Origin of the sequence: Burkholderia sp. 9120 (assembly GCF_000745015.1) — a bacterium.
In the GTDB taxonomy this organism is placed as follows: domain Bacteria; phylum Pseudomonadota; class Gammaproteobacteria; order Burkholderiales; family Burkholderiaceae; genus Paraburkholderia.
The window spans coordinates 801,698-817,386 of the sequence record NZ_JQNA01000002.1 but is presented as its reverse complement, the minus strand read 5'-3'; the positions used below and the strand labels follow the sequence as shown (position 1 = coordinate 817,386).

The 15,689-nt window shown below is 62.9% G+C and carries 12 protein-coding genes; 5 read left to right on the top strand and 7 right to left on the bottom strand.

Annotated elements, in window-relative coordinates; genetic code table 11:
• Positions 1-138 precede the first annotated feature (138 nt).
• Both FA94_RS11870 and FA94_RS11865 read left to right on the top strand, forming a co-directional pair.
• The gene (locus tag FA94_RS11870; RefSeq protein WP_035551174.1) at positions 139-804 is read left to right on the top strand and encodes a hypothetical protein; all 666 of its coding nucleotides are present in this window, start codon (positions 139-141) and stop codon (positions 802-804) included.
• 74 nt (positions 805-878) lie between these two features.
• Entirely contained in the window at positions 879-2,747 is a 1,869-nt protein-coding gene (locus FA94_RS11865; RefSeq protein WP_081935879.1) for a DUF3857 domain-containing transglutaminase family protein, read from the top strand.
• 82 nt (positions 2,748-2,829) lie between these two features.
• On the opposite strand, the gene FA94_RS11860 is transcribed toward FA94_RS11865, so the two are convergent.
• From FA94_RS11860 to glgC, 5 genes are all read right to left on the bottom strand, one after another.
• Positions 2,830-3,978 carry a branched-chain amino acid ABC transporter substrate-binding protein gene (locus FA94_RS11860; RefSeq protein ID WP_035551170.1) on the bottom strand — a complete coding sequence of 383 codons (1,149 nt, stop codon included), beginning with the start codon at positions 3,976-3,978 and terminating at the stop codon, positions 2,830-2,832.
• Positions 3,979-4,333: 355 nt separating this feature from the next.
• The gene (locus FA94_RS11855; protein ID WP_035551167.1) at positions 4,334-4,795 is read right to left on the bottom strand and encodes a hypothetical protein; all 462 of its coding nucleotides are present in this window, start codon (positions 4,793-4,795) and stop codon (positions 4,334-4,336) included.
• Between the two features lie 125 nt (positions 4,796-4,920).
• A complete protein-coding gene (gene pdxY, locus FA94_RS11850; protein ID WP_035561912.1) occupies positions 4,921-5,787 on the bottom strand; it encodes a pyridoxal kinase PdxY in 867 nt (288 codons plus the stop codon).
• Between the two features lie 284 nt (positions 5,788-6,071).
• Complete coding sequence (gene glgA / locus FA94_RS11845) at positions 6,072-7,532, bottom strand: glycogen synthase GlgA (RefSeq protein ID WP_035551164.1); 1,461 nt, start codon at positions 7,530-7,532, stop codon at positions 6,072-6,074.
• A gap of 113 nt (positions 7,533-7,645) precedes the next feature.
• Positions 7,646-8,911 (bottom strand): glucose-1-phosphate adenylyltransferase, encoded by a 1,266-nt coding sequence (gene glgC / locus FA94_RS11840; RefSeq protein ID WP_035551161.1) that lies wholly within the window; start codon positions 8,909-8,911, stop codon positions 7,646-7,648.
• A gap of 521 nt (positions 8,912-9,432) precedes the next feature.
• Here glgC and FA94_RS11835 point away from each other — a divergent pair.
• Positions 9,433-10,608, top strand: a complete 1,176-nt coding sequence (locus FA94_RS11835) for an alpha/beta fold hydrolase (protein WP_035551158.1) — start codon at positions 9,433-9,435, stop codon at positions 10,606-10,608.
• A gap of 118 nt (positions 10,609-10,726) precedes the next feature.
• On the opposite strand, the gene FA94_RS11830 is transcribed toward FA94_RS11835, so the two are convergent.
• Positions 10,727-11,674 carry a LysR family transcriptional regulator gene (locus FA94_RS11830; RefSeq protein ID WP_035551155.1) on the bottom strand — a complete coding sequence of 316 codons (948 nt, stop codon included), beginning with the start codon at positions 11,672-11,674 and terminating at the stop codon, positions 10,727-10,729.
• A 187-nt stretch (positions 11,675-11,861) separates the two neighbouring features.
• On the opposite strand from FA94_RS11830, the gene FA94_RS11825 reads away from it, so the two are divergent.
• Complete coding sequence (locus tag FA94_RS11825; protein WP_035551152.1) at positions 11,862-12,596, top strand: SDR family NAD(P)-dependent oxidoreductase; 735 nt, start codon at positions 11,862-11,864, stop codon at positions 12,594-12,596.
• Positions 12,597-12,668: 72 nt separating this feature from the next.
• Positions 12,669-13,271 carry an NADPH-dependent F420 reductase gene (locus FA94_RS11820; protein ID WP_035551150.1) on the top strand — a complete coding sequence of 201 codons (603 nt, stop codon included), beginning with the start codon at positions 12,669-12,671 and terminating at the stop codon, positions 13,269-13,271.
• Positions 13,272-13,406: 135 nt separating this feature from the next.
• Here the strand turns inward: FA94_RS11820 and FA94_RS11815 are convergent, their stop codons facing one another.
• Positions 13,407-15,611 (bottom strand): OsmC domain/YcaO domain-containing protein, encoded by a 2,205-nt coding sequence (locus FA94_RS11815; RefSeq protein WP_035551147.1) that lies wholly within the window; start codon positions 15,609-15,611, stop codon positions 13,407-13,409.
• Between the last annotated feature and the right edge of the window lie 78 nt (positions 15,612-15,689).

Below are 15,689 nucleotides of genomic sequence, written 5' to 3'. Positions count from 1 at the left end.
GTAGTTTCGGCAACGCCGCGCGGCGCGCGATGTAACGCAGGGATTGCGCAGCGCGCCGCGCAGCGACTACCCTTTCAAAACGATGACGCGTGCGAGCGCGGCATCCCTACATCGGGCCATAAGATGGAAGACCCAGCGATGGAAGATTCCGACGAATTGCTGCTCCCGGTCTGGCGAGCGAACCTGGTGCTGTTGACCCGCGAGGTCGGCGCGGCGACCCGTCTCGCGCGCATGATGACCTTCTCCGCCAGCTATCTGAAACTGATGTTGTCCGGCCAGCGCGAATTCAGCGAGGAATTCGTGCGCGGCATCGAAGCGGTCACGGGTTTGCCGAACGGCTGGATGAACGTGCCGCATGACGAGCACGACATTCCGCCCAACGCGCGCGAAGCGATCGACAACGAACAGCCGCTCGCGCGCTTTCGCGGCACCGCGCATCCGGTGCGGAAAAAGACCGTGCTGCGGCCGCCGGAACCGATCTTCGGCCAGCCGGCGGCGGCCAAACGCGTCGAGGAGGAAACGATCGACGCCGAAGCGCATCGGCGTCAGTTGCATCTACGCAAGGTTCGCGATCTGGCGATTCAGGACGTGCGGCGTTTCGAGCGGCATCTGAGTCACGCGCCGGTCGAACTGACGGCCTTGCGCGCGAAAGTGGAGGACGTGATCGCCGCCGCCGATCTCGACGATCCGATCCAGGCCGATCTTGCGGGGCGGCTGGAGCAGATCGAGAAGCATCGCCATTTGCTGCTTCGGCATGTGGAGCGATTGCAGGCGTTGCTGGCGCAGATCGGCGAGGGCGAGTGACGGCCGGTCGGGTCTTCAGGCGCCGCGTCGTTTGTCTTCACGTCGCCGCCACGTTGACGTTAGGCGGCGCGTGCATGGTCAGCGCCTTTGCCGACGAGACCGCTTCATCCGCCGACGATCGCGCGCCCTCCACGATGGAGAGCGACGTCCACCTGTTCACGATCCAGAAAGACGGCTCCATCGAAGAGCACGACGACACGATTCTGCACGCCAATACGACGAGCGGCGTCGACGACATCGCGCAACGCTATGTGTGGTTCAACAAGGACATCGAGCAGGTGCAATTGCTGGCCGCCGAAACGCTCGACCCGAACGGCGTCGCGCATCCGGTCGGCCCGGAAGCGATCCGCGACGTGCAGGAGCCGCGCTCGGCCGGCGCGCCGAGTTTCGAGGACGGCGTGTTGCGCACGGTGATTTTCCCCGGCGTGGAGCCCGGCTCGCGCGTGCATCTGGCGTTTCGCAAGACCCGCACGAAACCTTTGCAGGCCGGCACGTTCGCCTATCTGGTCGAGCCGACGCGCGACCCCGTCGACCTGCAACGCCTGATCTTCGACCTGCCCGCCGACGTGCCGCTTTACGCCGACGCGCGCGGCTACACCGCGTTGCCGCCGGTCACGGCCAACGGCCGCACCCGCTACGAATTCGACTACCGGCACGGGCCTTACGCGCCGCTCGAAGCCGGTGCGGTGGGTTACGCGAACTGGGGCGACCGGCTGATGGTGTCGACGGTGCCGGACTTCGCGAGTTTCGCGGCGCGCTATCGCGGGCCCGCCGCCGACGCCACCATGAGCGATCCCGCGATCGTCCGGCTGGCGCAGCAGCTGACCGCTGGCAGCGCCGATCCGCGCGACAAAGCCCGCATTCTTTACGACTGGATGCGCCTGAATATCCGCTACGTCGCGTTGTTTCTCGGCGAGACGGCGGCGATTCCGCACAAGGCGATCGACATCCTGCATAACCGTTACGGCGACTGCAAGGATCACGTCGCGCTGTACAGCGCGTTGCTGGCGGCGGTCGGTATTCGCAGCGAGGCGGTGCTGCTCAACCTCGGGCCGTACTACAGCTTGCCGGCCGTGCCCGGCTACGGCAGCAGCGCGATCAATCACGCGATCGTGTGGATCCCCGAGCTGACGTTGTATGCGGATACGACGGCGGGCGGTGTGGCGTTCGGTTATCTGCCGCCGAGCGTGATGGACCGGCCGGTGCTGCTGGTCGACGACGGCGTGCTGTCGCGCACGCCGGCCACGCAGGCGCGCGAGCGCCGCGCGCGTCTGCAGATCGACGTCGACGAACAAGGCTCGGCGAACTACGCGTACCGCGTCGAAGACACGGGGTACACGGCGGAACTCGAACGCAACACGTTCCGGCGAGCGACGCGGCAGCGCACGCAACTGATCGCCGCGAACCGGCTGTTGATGACGGGCCTGCACGGCACGGCCCAGCTACGCACGGACGACGTCAGCGCCACGCATGGACCGTTCGCCACATCGATGCAGGGCAGTGTGGCGCACTTCGTCTGGTCGGACGGCACCACGGCGGTGCCGGCGTTGACGAGTCTGTCGGGCGGAATGAGTTCGCAGGTGCAGGCGTGGCTGGCGGAGCCGGCGAGAACGCAACCGTGGGCCTGTCTGGGTGGCGCGTTTGACGAGACGCTGGAAATGAGGTTGCCGCGCTTTGTCCGCGTGACGGATTTGCCGGTCGATACGTCGGTGCAGGACCGGTTTTTAACGTTCACGTCCCGCTATATTTTCGATCCATCGACGCGCGTGCTGCAGGTCCGGCGGCAACTGCGAGCCGCCTTCGATCATCAGATGTGTACCGCCGATGAATTCGCCGCCATGAAAGACGACCTCGTGCGGATCGAGCGGGACCTCGCCGCCGAGCTGGTGGTCAAGGTGACCCATGTGGCCAAGGTGGCAAGTTCAACTTCAACTTCGAAGTAGCACGGTTAGCGCCACGGAGTCGGCACGGCGTGAAGCCACGCCGTGCCAACCCCGCTTCAAGTCGCTAAAACAAACCCGCGCCTCAACCGCCGCTCTTCGTCACGATCGGCACCCACGCGCCGTTCTTGACCTGATACAGCGTCGACGACCCGCTCTTCAACGCGCCCGTGCTGTCGAACGAAATCTTGCCGGTCACGCCGTCGAAATCGATCGCTTTCAGCACCGGACGATACACATTCGGCGTGCTCGATTTGGCCTGCTGCATGGCCTTGATCGCGGCCCACGCGCCGTCGTAGCCGAACGGTGCGTACGACAGGATATCCACCCCGAAGCGCTTCTTGAACTTCGCGGAGAAGTCCTTGCCGCCCGGCAACTGCGCCAGCGGCCGGCCGTATTCCCACGCCTGCGCGCCTTCCGCCGCGTCGCCGGCGAGCTTGATGAAGTCCTCGTCCATCACGCCGCCGCCGCCCACCAGTTGCGCGTTCAGGCTCAACTGTTTCATCCGCTTCGCGAAGCCGGCCGCCTGCGTGTCCAGGCCGCCGAAGAACACCAGGTCGGCATTGGTCGATTTGATCTTGGTGATCTGCGTGCTGAAGTCGACCGCTTTGTTGTCGGTGTACTCGCGCGTCACGATGGTGCCGCCGTGCGCTTTCACCGCCTTCTCGAACTCGTCGGCCTCGCCCTGACCGAACGCGGTCCGGTCGTCGACGATCGCGATGCGCTTGGCCTTGCTCACTTCCACCGCGTAGACGCCCGCGTTGCCGGCGTTCTGCGCATCGGTGGAAATCACCATGAAGGTGTTCGCGAAGCCGCGTCCGGTGATAATCGGGTTGGTGGCGGCCGGGTCGATCACCGGAATGCCGGCCTGCTCATAAATCTGCGAGGCCGGAATCGTGGTGCCCGAATTGAAGTGGCCGACTACCGCCGAGACGCCCGAGTCGACCAGCTTCTGCGCGGCCTGCACGCCGATGCGCGGGTCGGCCTGGTCGTCCTCGGAGACCAGCTGGAATTGCGTGACCTGGTCACCGATCTTGATCTTCTGCGCGTTGGCTTCCTCGATGGCGAGCCTCACGCCGTTTTCCAGATCCTTGCCGTAGCCGGCGTTGGCGCCCGTCATCGGCGCGGCGAAGCCGATCTTCACCGTCTGATCGGCGGAACTGGCCAGCGGCGCGAGTGCGAACAGGGCGCCAGTGATCAATGCGAGTGGTTTCAGCGTAGTGCGAAGACTCATGGTCTCTCTCTCCTTCCATCGACAGTTTCAGGGTGTGTGAAAGCGGCAAGGCAGTAACGCTGGATCGGCGCTCAAGCAGGGTGAGGCATGGCGCACATCGCAAGACTACGGATGATCGGTCGCCATAAACAATGCTGGAATACGCGCAGTAGCTGTCACACGCCGGGTAATCTGGCGCGAATATAGAAAGCCAATTTGCCGCCGTCTTGGCAGTTCGAGGCGCTTTGAATGAGCATTTCGGCATAGGGCCCGCAGCGCATACGCTGGCGGCCGGTCGGCGCGGGCGGATGGGTGCGGATTGCGGCACATGCTTAAGACGCCGGCGCGAGCGCGCCGGCGGTGGGGCTTGATGCTTTTAGTGCTCGCCTTGCTGGCGCAGCAACTCTTCACGCAGACGCAGCAGCGGCGCCTTGGTGTCGTCGTCGGCCCATGTGTCGAGGTCGTCGATCGCGCGCTGGCAGCCGTCGAGTACGAGGTCGATATCCACCGGCACGCCGTTGTTCAGCGCGAACTCGATGGTCTCGGCGAACTGCTGGCATTCGTCTTCGCCGTAGGAGATGTCGAGGTTGTCCGCGATCACTTCGGCGATGTTGCTGCGGGCGCGGTCGTCGGGCGTCACCATTTCGATGATGCCGCGCGCCACCGCCGGCGAGTAGTACAGCGCAATGTCGAGCCACTGCGCGGGATCGAAGTCGGCCTGATCGAACTGGTTCTCGAAGAACTCGATCGCTTCCTGTTCGTGGGTTTCGTCGGCGTCGACGCTGACGCACAACTGCTCAAAATATTCTTCCCGCTCGCTGCGGATATAGCCGTCCATCGATGCCTCGTCTGCTGAATGCTTGATGCCTGAAAAGTGGCGGATGGGCGAGGGCATGCTGCGATGCCTCGTCCACGCGGCAAGCATTATAGGACGTGAGCGGACGTGAGATGCCGCGCGGCGGCTTAAGCGCTGTCCGCCACCCACGCATCGAACCACTCGCGCGGCTGCGCGATTTCGTTCTGCGCGGCCACCAGTTCCAGCTCGTAGCGCCCGGCTTGCCAGGTCGCCTTGACCACCGCGTTCACGGCGGCCAGCGTATGTTCGAACGCCGCGCGAATCGAATCGCCTAGCAGCGTGCGCGCGACGAACACCGCGCTCGTCAGATCGCCGACGCCGACCGGTTGACGCGCGAACGGGTAGAGCGGGCGCTGGCCCATCCACGCCTCGCGCTCGGTGACGACCAGCATGTTGAAGCGGTCCGCCGGGCTGTTGCGATCGAGCAGATGCTTGACCAGTATCAGCTTCGGCCCACGCGCGATCAGTTCGCGGCAAGCGGTCACCGCTTCTTCGAGCGTCTCGATCTCGCGACCCGCGAGACGTTGCAGCTCGGTGTGATTCGGCGCCATCGCGTCGGCCATTTCCGGCATGGTGCGGACCAGAAACTCCTGGATGCCCGGCTCGACCTTACAGCCGCTCGCGGCACCCATCACCGGATCGCAGAAGTACCAGGCGCGCGGATTGGCAGCCTTCACCGCCTTGACGATTTCCAGCACCGACTGCGCCTGCTCCGGCGTGCCGAGATAGCCGGACAGCACCGCGTCGCAACGCGGCAGCATGCCGATCGCGCCGATGCCTTCGACCAGCTCTTCCATTTGCGCGGCCTCGATCGCACCGCCGGTCCAATGGCCGTATTGCGTGTGGTTCGAGAACTGCACGGTATTGAGCGGCCAGACGTTGACGCCGAGCCGGCGCATCGGGAATTCGGCCGCGCTGTTGCCGGCGTGCCCGAACACGACATGGGACTGAATGCTCAGAACGTTTTTCGTCATGGTGTAGCCCGCGCAAGCGGTCATGCGCGATTAATGGAAACGGGAAGGTGCGCCGCGTTGGCGTGATCCGGCAGGAGCCGGACGCCTCATGCGGCGGGTTTGCTTCAGATCATGCAAGAAAAATGCACGCCCTGCAGGGTCAGGCAACAATACAGGAGTTTGCCGCGCGCGAGTTGATCCGGCCCTGTGGTGTTGCGTCGAACCATCAGACGGACGGCAGGTTATCGAAGCGCGCGCAACCGCGGCTGCCAGCGCACCAACCTGGCGCGCGTGCCGAAGTCCGCTCAGGTGAGCTCGCGATACAACGCCAGATAGCGCTCGGCCGACGCTCCCCAGCCGAAGTCCTGGCGCATGGCGCGCCGCTGCGTTGCCTTCCATTCGGTGCGGCGGTCGTACAGCGCGAAGGCACGGCGGATCGCGCTGCCAATGCCTTTCGGCTCGAACCGTTCGAACACGAAACCGGTGGCGAGGTCGTCGGCGAGATTTTCGAGCGATGCGTCGACCACCGTGTCCGCGAGTCCGCCCACGCAGTGCACCAGCGGCAGCGAGCCATAGGCCAGCGCGTAGAGCTGGGTCAACCCGCAGGGCTCGAAACGCGACGGCACCGCGATCACGTCGCTGCCCGCGACGATCGTATGCGCGAGCGTTTCGTCGAAGCCGAGTTCCACCGCGACCGATTCCGGATGCGCGTGCGCGGCCCGCTTCAGGCCGTTTTCGAGCGCCGGGTCGCCGGTGCCGAACACCACCAGTTGGCCGCCGCGTTTGACAATTTCCGGCACCGCTTCGAGCAGCAGATCGAGGCCTTTCTGTTCGGTGAGCCGGCTCACCACGCCGAACAGCAGCGCGTCGCTTTTCTGCGCGAGGCCGAAGCGCTTCTGCAGCGCTTCCTTGCACGCCAGCTTGCCGGCGAGGCGCGTGGCGTTGTAGTGCGAGTCGAGCAGGGTGTCGCTGGCGGGGTTCCACACGTCGTAGTCGACGCCGTTCAGAATCCCGCTCAAATCGTGCGAGCGATGGCGCAGCAGTCCGTCCAGACCGCCGCCCTGAGCCAGCGTCTGGATCTCGCGAGCGTAAGTCGGACTGACGGTCGTGATGCGGTCGGTGTAGTAAAGCCCGGCTTTGAGGAACGACAACTGCCCGTAAAACTCGATGCCGTGCATTGTGAAAAAATCGTCCGGCAAGCCGAGTTGAGCGAACTGCTGCGCCGGAAACACGCCCTGATACGCAAGGTTGTGCACGGTGAACACGCAACGCGCAAGCGGCCGGCCCGACTGGCGTTCCGCTGCTTTCAGATAGGCGGGCGCGAGTCCCGCATGCCAGTCGTGCGCGTGGATGATCTGCGGCGTCCATGCCGGGTCGAGGCGCTGCGCCAGTTGCGCGGCGACCCAGCCGAGCAGCGCGAAGCGCAGCGCGTTGTCGCCGTACGGCACGTGTTCGTCGTTCAGATAGGGATTGCCGGGCCGGTCGTACAGTGTGCCGGCGCGGATCACGTAGACGATCAGGCCGTTCGAGGGCAGAGTGCCGCGTTCAAGCGTCACGTCCGGCGCGTCGAAGCGGCGGCCCAGGCGTGCGACCGGTTGCAGGTCGGCGAGACCGGCGACCACCGCTGGAAAGCCCGGCAGCAGCACCCGCACATCGGCGCCGCGCTCGATCAGCGCGGGCGGCAACGCGCCCGCGACGTCGGCGAGACCGCCCGTTTTGAGGAGGGGATACAGCTCGCTTGCGACGTGCAGGGCGCGTATCGTCATAGGCCTTTGTCTCGTTGCGATGGGGGAATGCGGTCAGTCGGTTCTGTCGGCTCAGGGGCAACTTAGGCGCACAAGGGGCAACTCAGGGGCCGCCGTCGGCGACCCCTGCGGCGTTACTTCACCTTCTGCCGCAGCGCCTCGGGCGTGACCAGCACGACGCCGTCGTCGGTACGGTAGAAGCGTTCGGCGTCGCTCGCGGGATCTTCACCGATCACCGTGCCGTCCGGAATCGCGCAACCGCGGTCGATCACCACCTTCTGCAGCCGGCAACTCGCGCCGACGGTCACCTGTGGCAACAAGACTGCCTCACTGATGTTACAGAATGAACTCACTTTGACATTCGACGACAACACCGAGCGCGAAATCTGCGACCCGGAAATCACGCAGCCGCCGCACACCAGCAGATTGTTGCCCGTGCCTTGCAGCCCCTTCATGTCGCGCACGAACTTGGCGGGCGGCAACTGTTCCTGATACGTCCAGATCGGCCAGCTACGGTCGTACAGGTCGAGCGTCGGGATCGTGGAGGCGAGGTCGAGATTGGCGGCCCAGTAGGCGTCGATTGTGCCGACGTCGCGCCAGTACGGTTCGACGTTCGGGTCCGACGACACGCACGACATGCTGAACGGATGCGCGATCGCCGTGCCTTGCGTGACGACGCGCGGCAGGATGTCCTTGCCGAAGTCGTGATCCGTTTCGATGCTGGAGATGTTCTCTTCGAGCAGCGAGTACAGATAATCCGCGTTGAACACGTAGATGCCCATGCTGGCGAGCGCGATGTCCGGCCGGCCGGGCATGGCGGGCGGGTCGGCGGGCTTTTCGACGAAGCCGGTCACGCGGCGGTTTTCGTCCACGGCCATCACGCCGAAGGCCACCGCGTCCATGCGCGGCACCTCGATACAGCCGACCGTGCAATCCGCGCCGCTTTCCGCGTGGTCGGCGATCATGCGCGTGTAGTCCATCTTGTAGATGTGGTCGCCGGCCAGCACCACCACGTACTTCGGCCGGATCGAGCGGATGATGTCGAGGTTCTGGAACACGGCGTCCGCCGTGCCGCGATACCAGTGCGCGCCTTCCACGCGTTGCTGGGCCGGCCACAGGTCGATGAATTCGCCGAATTCGCCGCGCAGGAAGCTCCAGCCGCGCTGCAGATGGCGCAGCAGCGAGTGCGCCTTGTATTGCGTGACCACCGCGATGCGGCGGATGCCGGAGTTCAGACAGTTGGACAGCGCGAAGTCGATGATCCGGTATTTGCCGCCGAAGTGCACCGCCGGCTTGACGCGTTTATTGGTGAGCGGCCCGAGCCGCGTGCCCCGTCCGCCCGCGAGGACGATGGCGAGGGTGGTGCGTTGCAGATCATTCAGCCGTGCCGGAGTGTCCATGTCTGTCTCCTTTGTCGACCGGGTCTGGCGCGGCGGCCCGGGTTCGCGCTTTGGCGCTTACTCGGGTCGTCACGCTCGTTCCGGTCGTTTGCAAGATGGTTGCTGGTTAGTATGTCCCGGATGATTGGTCGCTGGTTCTCTCCGCTGATGATTCGTGCTGCCAGGCGGCGCCCGTCTTCGCGGACCCGTCTGGTAGTTCTAGCACCGATTGGCCGCGAACGAGTAGTTTGAATTGTGCGGAGGGTTGCCACCTGACCCTGTTGCGCACGATCAACCCTTGCACGAGGCGGCTCCGTGCGGCACGACACATAGAGCGCGAGGTGGCGTTGCGCAATATGCGTGCCATCCGGGTGTGCGTCGCGTGTTGCCTCGCTTGCCGCCGCCCGAAGCCTGCGCGCGCGGCAGCAGAGTTTGGGTGGTGCGTCGTAGAATCGTGCGCTTCCGGCCGCAGTTCAGTGGGCGGCTTGCCCGAGGCTTCGACCGCGATGCTTCCCGTTACTTTCAGTTTGCAAAATATCCCGATGAGTTTTCGCCGCCGTTCCCTGCTCGCGATGTTGGGCGTTTGTGCGTTGACGGTTGCGCCCGCCGTGTTGGCTGCTTCGACGGGTTCGAGCGCTTCGACCGCCGCGACGGCCAGCGCCGCCGACGCCCCAGGCGCTGCCGCGGCGCCGGCTCAGGCCGTTCAGGGTGTTCAAGCCAGCCCGGTCGCGGGCGCGGCGGCCGCCGCCTCCATCGCCGCCGACAACGCCGGTCCCGCCTACGGTCCCGAGCTTCAGGGCTTCAACTATCCCGCGCCGGTCGAGCAATTCGACTTCACGTCGCAAGGCGTGGCGTTGCATATGGCGTACATGGATATCAAGCCGGCCAATCCGAACGGCCGTACGGCGGTCTTGCTGCACGGCAAGAACTTCTGCGCGGCGACGTGGGACGCGACGATCCGGCGCCTGAGCGACGCCGGTTATCGCGTGATCGCGCCGGACCAGATCGGCTTCTGCAAATCGAGCAAGCCCGAGCGTTACCAGTACAGCTTCCAGCAACTCGCGCGCAATACGCATGCGCTGCTGGCCTCGCTTGGCGTCGGCGACGCGACCGTGATCGGCCATTCGACCGGCGGTATGCTGGCAATCCGCTATGCGCTGATGTATCCGCGTGAGACGCAGCAACTGGTGCTGGTGAACCCGATCGGGCTGGAGGACTGGAAGGCGAAGGGCGTGCCGTCGCTGTCGGTGGATCAGTGGTACGAGCGCGAGCTGAAAACGACTGCCGACGGCATTCGCCGCTACGAGCAGTCCACTTATTACGCGGGGCATTGGCGCGCCGATTACGAGCCGTGGGTGCAGATGCTGGCGGGTATGTATCGGGGGCCGGGTAAGCAGATCGTCGCGTGGAATTCGGCTTTGTTGTACGACATGATTTACACGCAGCCGGTGGTGTACGAGTTGGGGCAGTTGAGTATGCCGACGCTGTTGCTGATCGGGCAGAAGGATACGACTGCTATCGGCAAGGACGCTGCGCCGCCGGACGTGCGCGCGAAGCTTGGCCATTATCCGGAACTGGGCAGGGCGGCGGCGAAGGCGATTCCGCATGCGACGCTGGTCGAGTTCGCGGAGTTGGGACACGCGCCGCAGATGCAGGATCCGCAGGCGTTTCATAAGGCGCTGCTGGATGGGATGGCGGCGGTGCCGGGGAATCGGTAGGCGTTTGGGCGGGTTTGTGTGGCGCGGGGGGACGGCCACGTCGTTCATCGTTGCGCGAAACTGACTGGGGTGAGGCTGTAGTTGGCCACAAGGCGACCCATCGAGGAGCGGCAGACCTTCACGCTTTTTTCCCTTTGCGTGACACGGAGCGCTTGTCTGAACCTTTCGAGAAGCGATGCCGATTACCAAGGAGCTCGACCAGCCATGTCTCGCATTCGGACAACGAGTATCCGCGCCGCTGCGAGATCATGAACGTGAGGGGGCGCATGTGCCATGCGCGCCGTTGGAGTTCGACCAGTGTTCCATTCGCGAGGTCTTCCGCAACCAGATGATGCGGCATGTGCCCCCAGCATAAGCTTCCCCTGAGCAAATCGTGCTTTGCGCCGAGGTCATTCACCAGCCACTGGCGTTCACCGGCGACCCCCTGTTGCGTCTTTTCGGCATCGGGCTGATTGTCGGTGACGACGAGCTGGATGTGCCCGCCAAATTCCTCGCGCGAGATCGGCCCCGCGATTGCGGCCAGCGGATGCGATGACGCACAGACGGTCACCATGTGCGCTTCACATAAATGCTGCCTTTCTATGGTCCCCGGGCTCAGCTCCGGCACGTCGGTGATCGTCACCGCCAGTGCGCACGTGCCTTCCAGAACCAGACGCTCGCCACCTTGCATGGTCGTCATGCGCAGATTGATTGCAGCAGTTGGAAAGTCCGCCTGCAGGCTACGCAGGCATTCAATCAGGTGTGCGCGCGGAAAATAGGTATCCACCGCAATCGAGACTTGCGGCACCCCGGCTTCAGCAATCGCCACCGCGCGCATCTTCATTTCCTCGGTGCGTGAGATCACCCCACGAGCATCGGGCAGGAGGCTGCGGCCTGCGGCCGTCAGCGTCGCTTTGCGAGCGTTGCGCTCGAACAGCACTACATCGAAGCCACTCTCGAGCGCGCTGATCGCGTGACTGATCGCCGACTGTGCACGCCTCAGCTCCCGTGCAGCGCCAGAAAAGCTTCCCTGGTCACACACGGCAACGAAGGCCCGAAGTTGATTGATGGTGACGTTATCGAGCATACGTATCCAAAGAGTAGATGGCTGCCATAGATATTTAGTCAATTGGCTTCATGAATCAAGACCTTCAGAATCGTGTTTGTCGCTTTTGTTTCGGCACTCACAGTTAAGGGGTTCGGGTTCCAGGTGTTCAGGTGGTTCATGAATACCGTTCCCTGCTTCCGCACAACTCCAACGAAGGATGCATGACATGAACAGACTGAATGGAAAGACCGCCGTGGTCACGGGTGGCGCTACCGGTATCGGCCGCGCCGCGGCTAAGCGCTTCATCGAGGAGGGCGCCTTCGTCTTCATCTTCGGCCGACGGCAGGAAGCGCTCGACGCCGCTGTCGCCGACCTCGGGCCCAATGTCCGTGCGGTGAAGGGCTCGGTCTCCGATCTGGCCGACCTCGATCGACTCTACGCGGCGGTGAAGGCCGAGCGCGGAACCCTCGACATCGTCTTCGCCAACGCCGGGGCGGGAAGCCAGCTTGCGCTCGGCAAGATCACCGCCGAGCACATCGACGAAACCTTCGACACCAATGTGAAGGGGACGATTTTCACGGTCCAGCGGGCGCTGCCGCTGATGGGCAAGGGCGGTTCGATCATCCTGACCGGATCGAGCGCCGGCACCACGGGCGCCCCGGCAATGAGCGCCTACAGCGCGAGCAAAGCGGCAGTGCGCAACCTCGCGCGGACCTGGGCGGAGGACCTGAAGGGCACCGGCATCCGGGTGAACGTGCTGTCGCCCGGGGCGACGGCGACCGAACTCGCGAAGGAAGCGCTAGGCGAGGAGGGTCAGAAGGTCTTCGCCTCGATGACTCCGCTCCAGCGCATGGCCGATCCGGCGGAGATCGCAGCGGTGGCTGCCTTTCTCGCGTCGTCGGACAGCAGCTTCATGACCGCCAGCGAAGTCGCCGTTGACGGCGGCCTGGCGCAACTCTGACCCGCTACGCCCTGCCGGTCACTCCATCCGATATTCGGAGCCCGTAGGGCGTGGTAAACCGAAGGAAAATAGATGAGCTACGCAATTATTGGCTTCGGCAAGATCGGCCAGGCGCTTGCCAAGGCGTTTGCCCGAAGCGGCATCGAAGTATCCGTTGCAACGACTCGCGACCCGGAAAGCTTTGCATCCGCCGCGGTCGCGATCGGACCCGGGATCATTCCCAAAAAACTCGCAGAAGCGGTCAAGGCGGACGTCGTCTTTCTGGCTGTCCGTTTCGAGTCACACCGGGATGTCGCGAAGGCGCTGCCCACCTGGAAGGGCAAGACCATCGTCGATGTGACCAATGCCTACGGCGTGCCCCCTGAGGAATTGCTGGAGGGGCAACCTTCTTCCAGGGCCGTCGCGCAGGCCTTCACTGGCGCCAGACTGGTTAAGGGCTTCAATCATTTGGGCGCGACCGTCCTTGGTCAGGATCCGGCTGTGCATGGCGGCAGGAGAGTCGTGTTCCTGGCGAGCGACGATGACGGCGCCGCAGCGGAGATCGGCACGCTTGCGGAGAATCTCGGTTTCGCGCCGATCAAACTCGGCGGGCTTTCGGAAGGCGGACTGCTAGTGCACGGTCGTGGAAATAGCTGGGGTCACCTGATCTTCAAGGACCTGATCAAGTTCGACTGATGAGTCGTGATCGCTAAGTTCGGCGCGATCTTGTCCAAGGCCCTTCGTCGATGCATGCAGACGCAGGACCCACAGGCGTTTCACATTTTGAGCAGGGGATGAACCGGATTATCGCGTTCATCCCCCACTCTCAACTTACTTCCCCGCACCCGCCGCATTGGCTCGCGCCGTATGCAGCTTTTTATAACTGTCGATCAGCCGATGGTGCCGATCGAGCCCCTCCAGTTTCATACTCGTCGGCGTCAAACCGTAGAACCGCACGCTGCCGTCCACCGAACCCATTACCGCGTCCATCCGGGCGTCACCAAACATCCGACGGAAGTTGACCTCGTAGTCGTCCATCTCGAGCTCGTCGTCAAGCATCACCTCCAGCACCACGTTCAACGCCTGGTAAAACAATCCGCGCTCGACCGTGTTGTCGTTGTACTGCAGGAAGGCGCCCACCAGTTCTTGCGCTGCCTCGAATTGCTGCAAGGCGAGATTGATAAGCAGCTTCAACTCGATAACGGTTAGCTGCCCCCAGTCGGTATTCTCGTCAAACTCGATGCCGATCAACGTGGCGATATCGGAGTACTCATCCAGCTCGCTGTTTTCCATCCGCTCAAGCATGGCGGCCAGGGCGGCATCGTCCAGACGATGCAGGTTCAAGATATCGGCGCGGAACAATAGCGACTTGTTCGTGTTATCCCAGATCAAATCGTCTACCGGATAAACCTCGGAATAACCCGGCACCAGAATCCGGCAGGCGACGGCGCCCAACTGGTCATACACCGCCGAATACACTTCCTTGCCCATCTCTTCGAGAATGCCGAACAAGGTCGCCGCTTCCTCGGCATTGGAGTTTTCACCTTGACCGGAGAAATCCCATTCGACGAACTCGAAATTCGCCTTGGCGCTGAAAAAGCGCCACGACACGACACCGCTCGAATCGATGAAGTGCTCAACAAAGTTGTTCGGTTCAGTCACCGCGTTACTGACGAAGGTGGGCTGAGGCAAATCGTTCAGGCCTTCAAAACTGCGCCCCTGTAGCAACTCCGTCAAACTCCGTTCCAGCGCCACCTCGAAGCTCGGGTGAGCGCCGAACGACGCAAACACACCGCCTGTGCGCGGGTTCATCAACGTGACGCACATCAGCGGATAGACCCCGCCCAGCGACGCATCCTTCACCAGCACAGGGAAACCTTGCTCTTCCAGGCCCTTGATCCCGGCCAGAATGCCGGGGTATTTCGCCAGCACTTCCTGCGGCACATCCGGCAGTGCGATTTCACCTTCCAGAATTTCACGCTTCACTGCCCGTTCGAAAATTTCGGACAGACATTGCACCTGCGCTTCGGCCAGCGTATTACCCGCACTCATGCCATTGCTGACGTAAAGGTTCTCGATCAGGTTGGACGGAAAGTACACCACTTCGCCGTCCGACTGCCGCACAAACGGCAGCGAACAGATACCGCGCTCCACATTGCCGGAGTTGGTGTCGTACAGATGCGAGCCACGCAATTCGCCGTCGGGATTATAAATTTCCCGGCAATACTCATCCAGAATTTCAGCCGGCAACGCATCCTTGCGGCCGGGCTTGAACCAGCGTTCGTTCGGGTAATGGACAAACGCCGCATTGGCGATGTCTTCACCCCAAAATGCAGCACCATAGAAATGATTACAGTTCAGGCGTTCGATAAACTCGCCCAACGCCGACGCCAACGCACTTTCTTTGGTCGATCCTTTGCCATTGGTAAAACACATTGGCGAGTGCGCGTCGCGGATATGCAGCGACCACACATTCGGAACGATATTGCGCCACGAAGCAATTTCAATCTTCATGCCCAGGCCCGCCAGAAGGCCGGACATATTGGCGATGGTTTGCTCCAGCGGCAGGTCCTTACCCGGAATATAGGTGCTCACATCCGAAGCCGGGTTCAGCGTCAGCAAGGCCTGAGCATCGGCATCGAGGTTTTCCACCTCTTCAATGACAAACTCGGGTCCGGCTTGAACGACTTTCTTCACGGTGCAACGGTCGATAAAGCGCAAAATGCCCCGGCGGTCTGCTTCCGACATATCCGACGGCAATTCAACCTGAATCTTGAAAATCTGCCGATAACGGTTTTCCGGATCGACAATATTATTCTGCGAAAGGCGGATATTTTCCGTCGGAATATTACGATTTACGCAGTACAGCTTTACGAAGTAAGCGGCGCATAAAGCCGATGAAGCCAGAAAATAATCGAACGGACCCGGTGCCGAGCCGTCGCCCTTATAACGGATAGGCTGGTCGGCTATGACCGTGAAGTCATCGAACTTGGCCTCAAGACGTAGCTTGTCGAGGAAGTTGACTTTAATTTCCATGGGGGAATCCTGAAATGGTGCTCGAATGATGATGCCGCTATTATCCGTCACCACGTCCAGTTGCTGTTGCAGATCGCT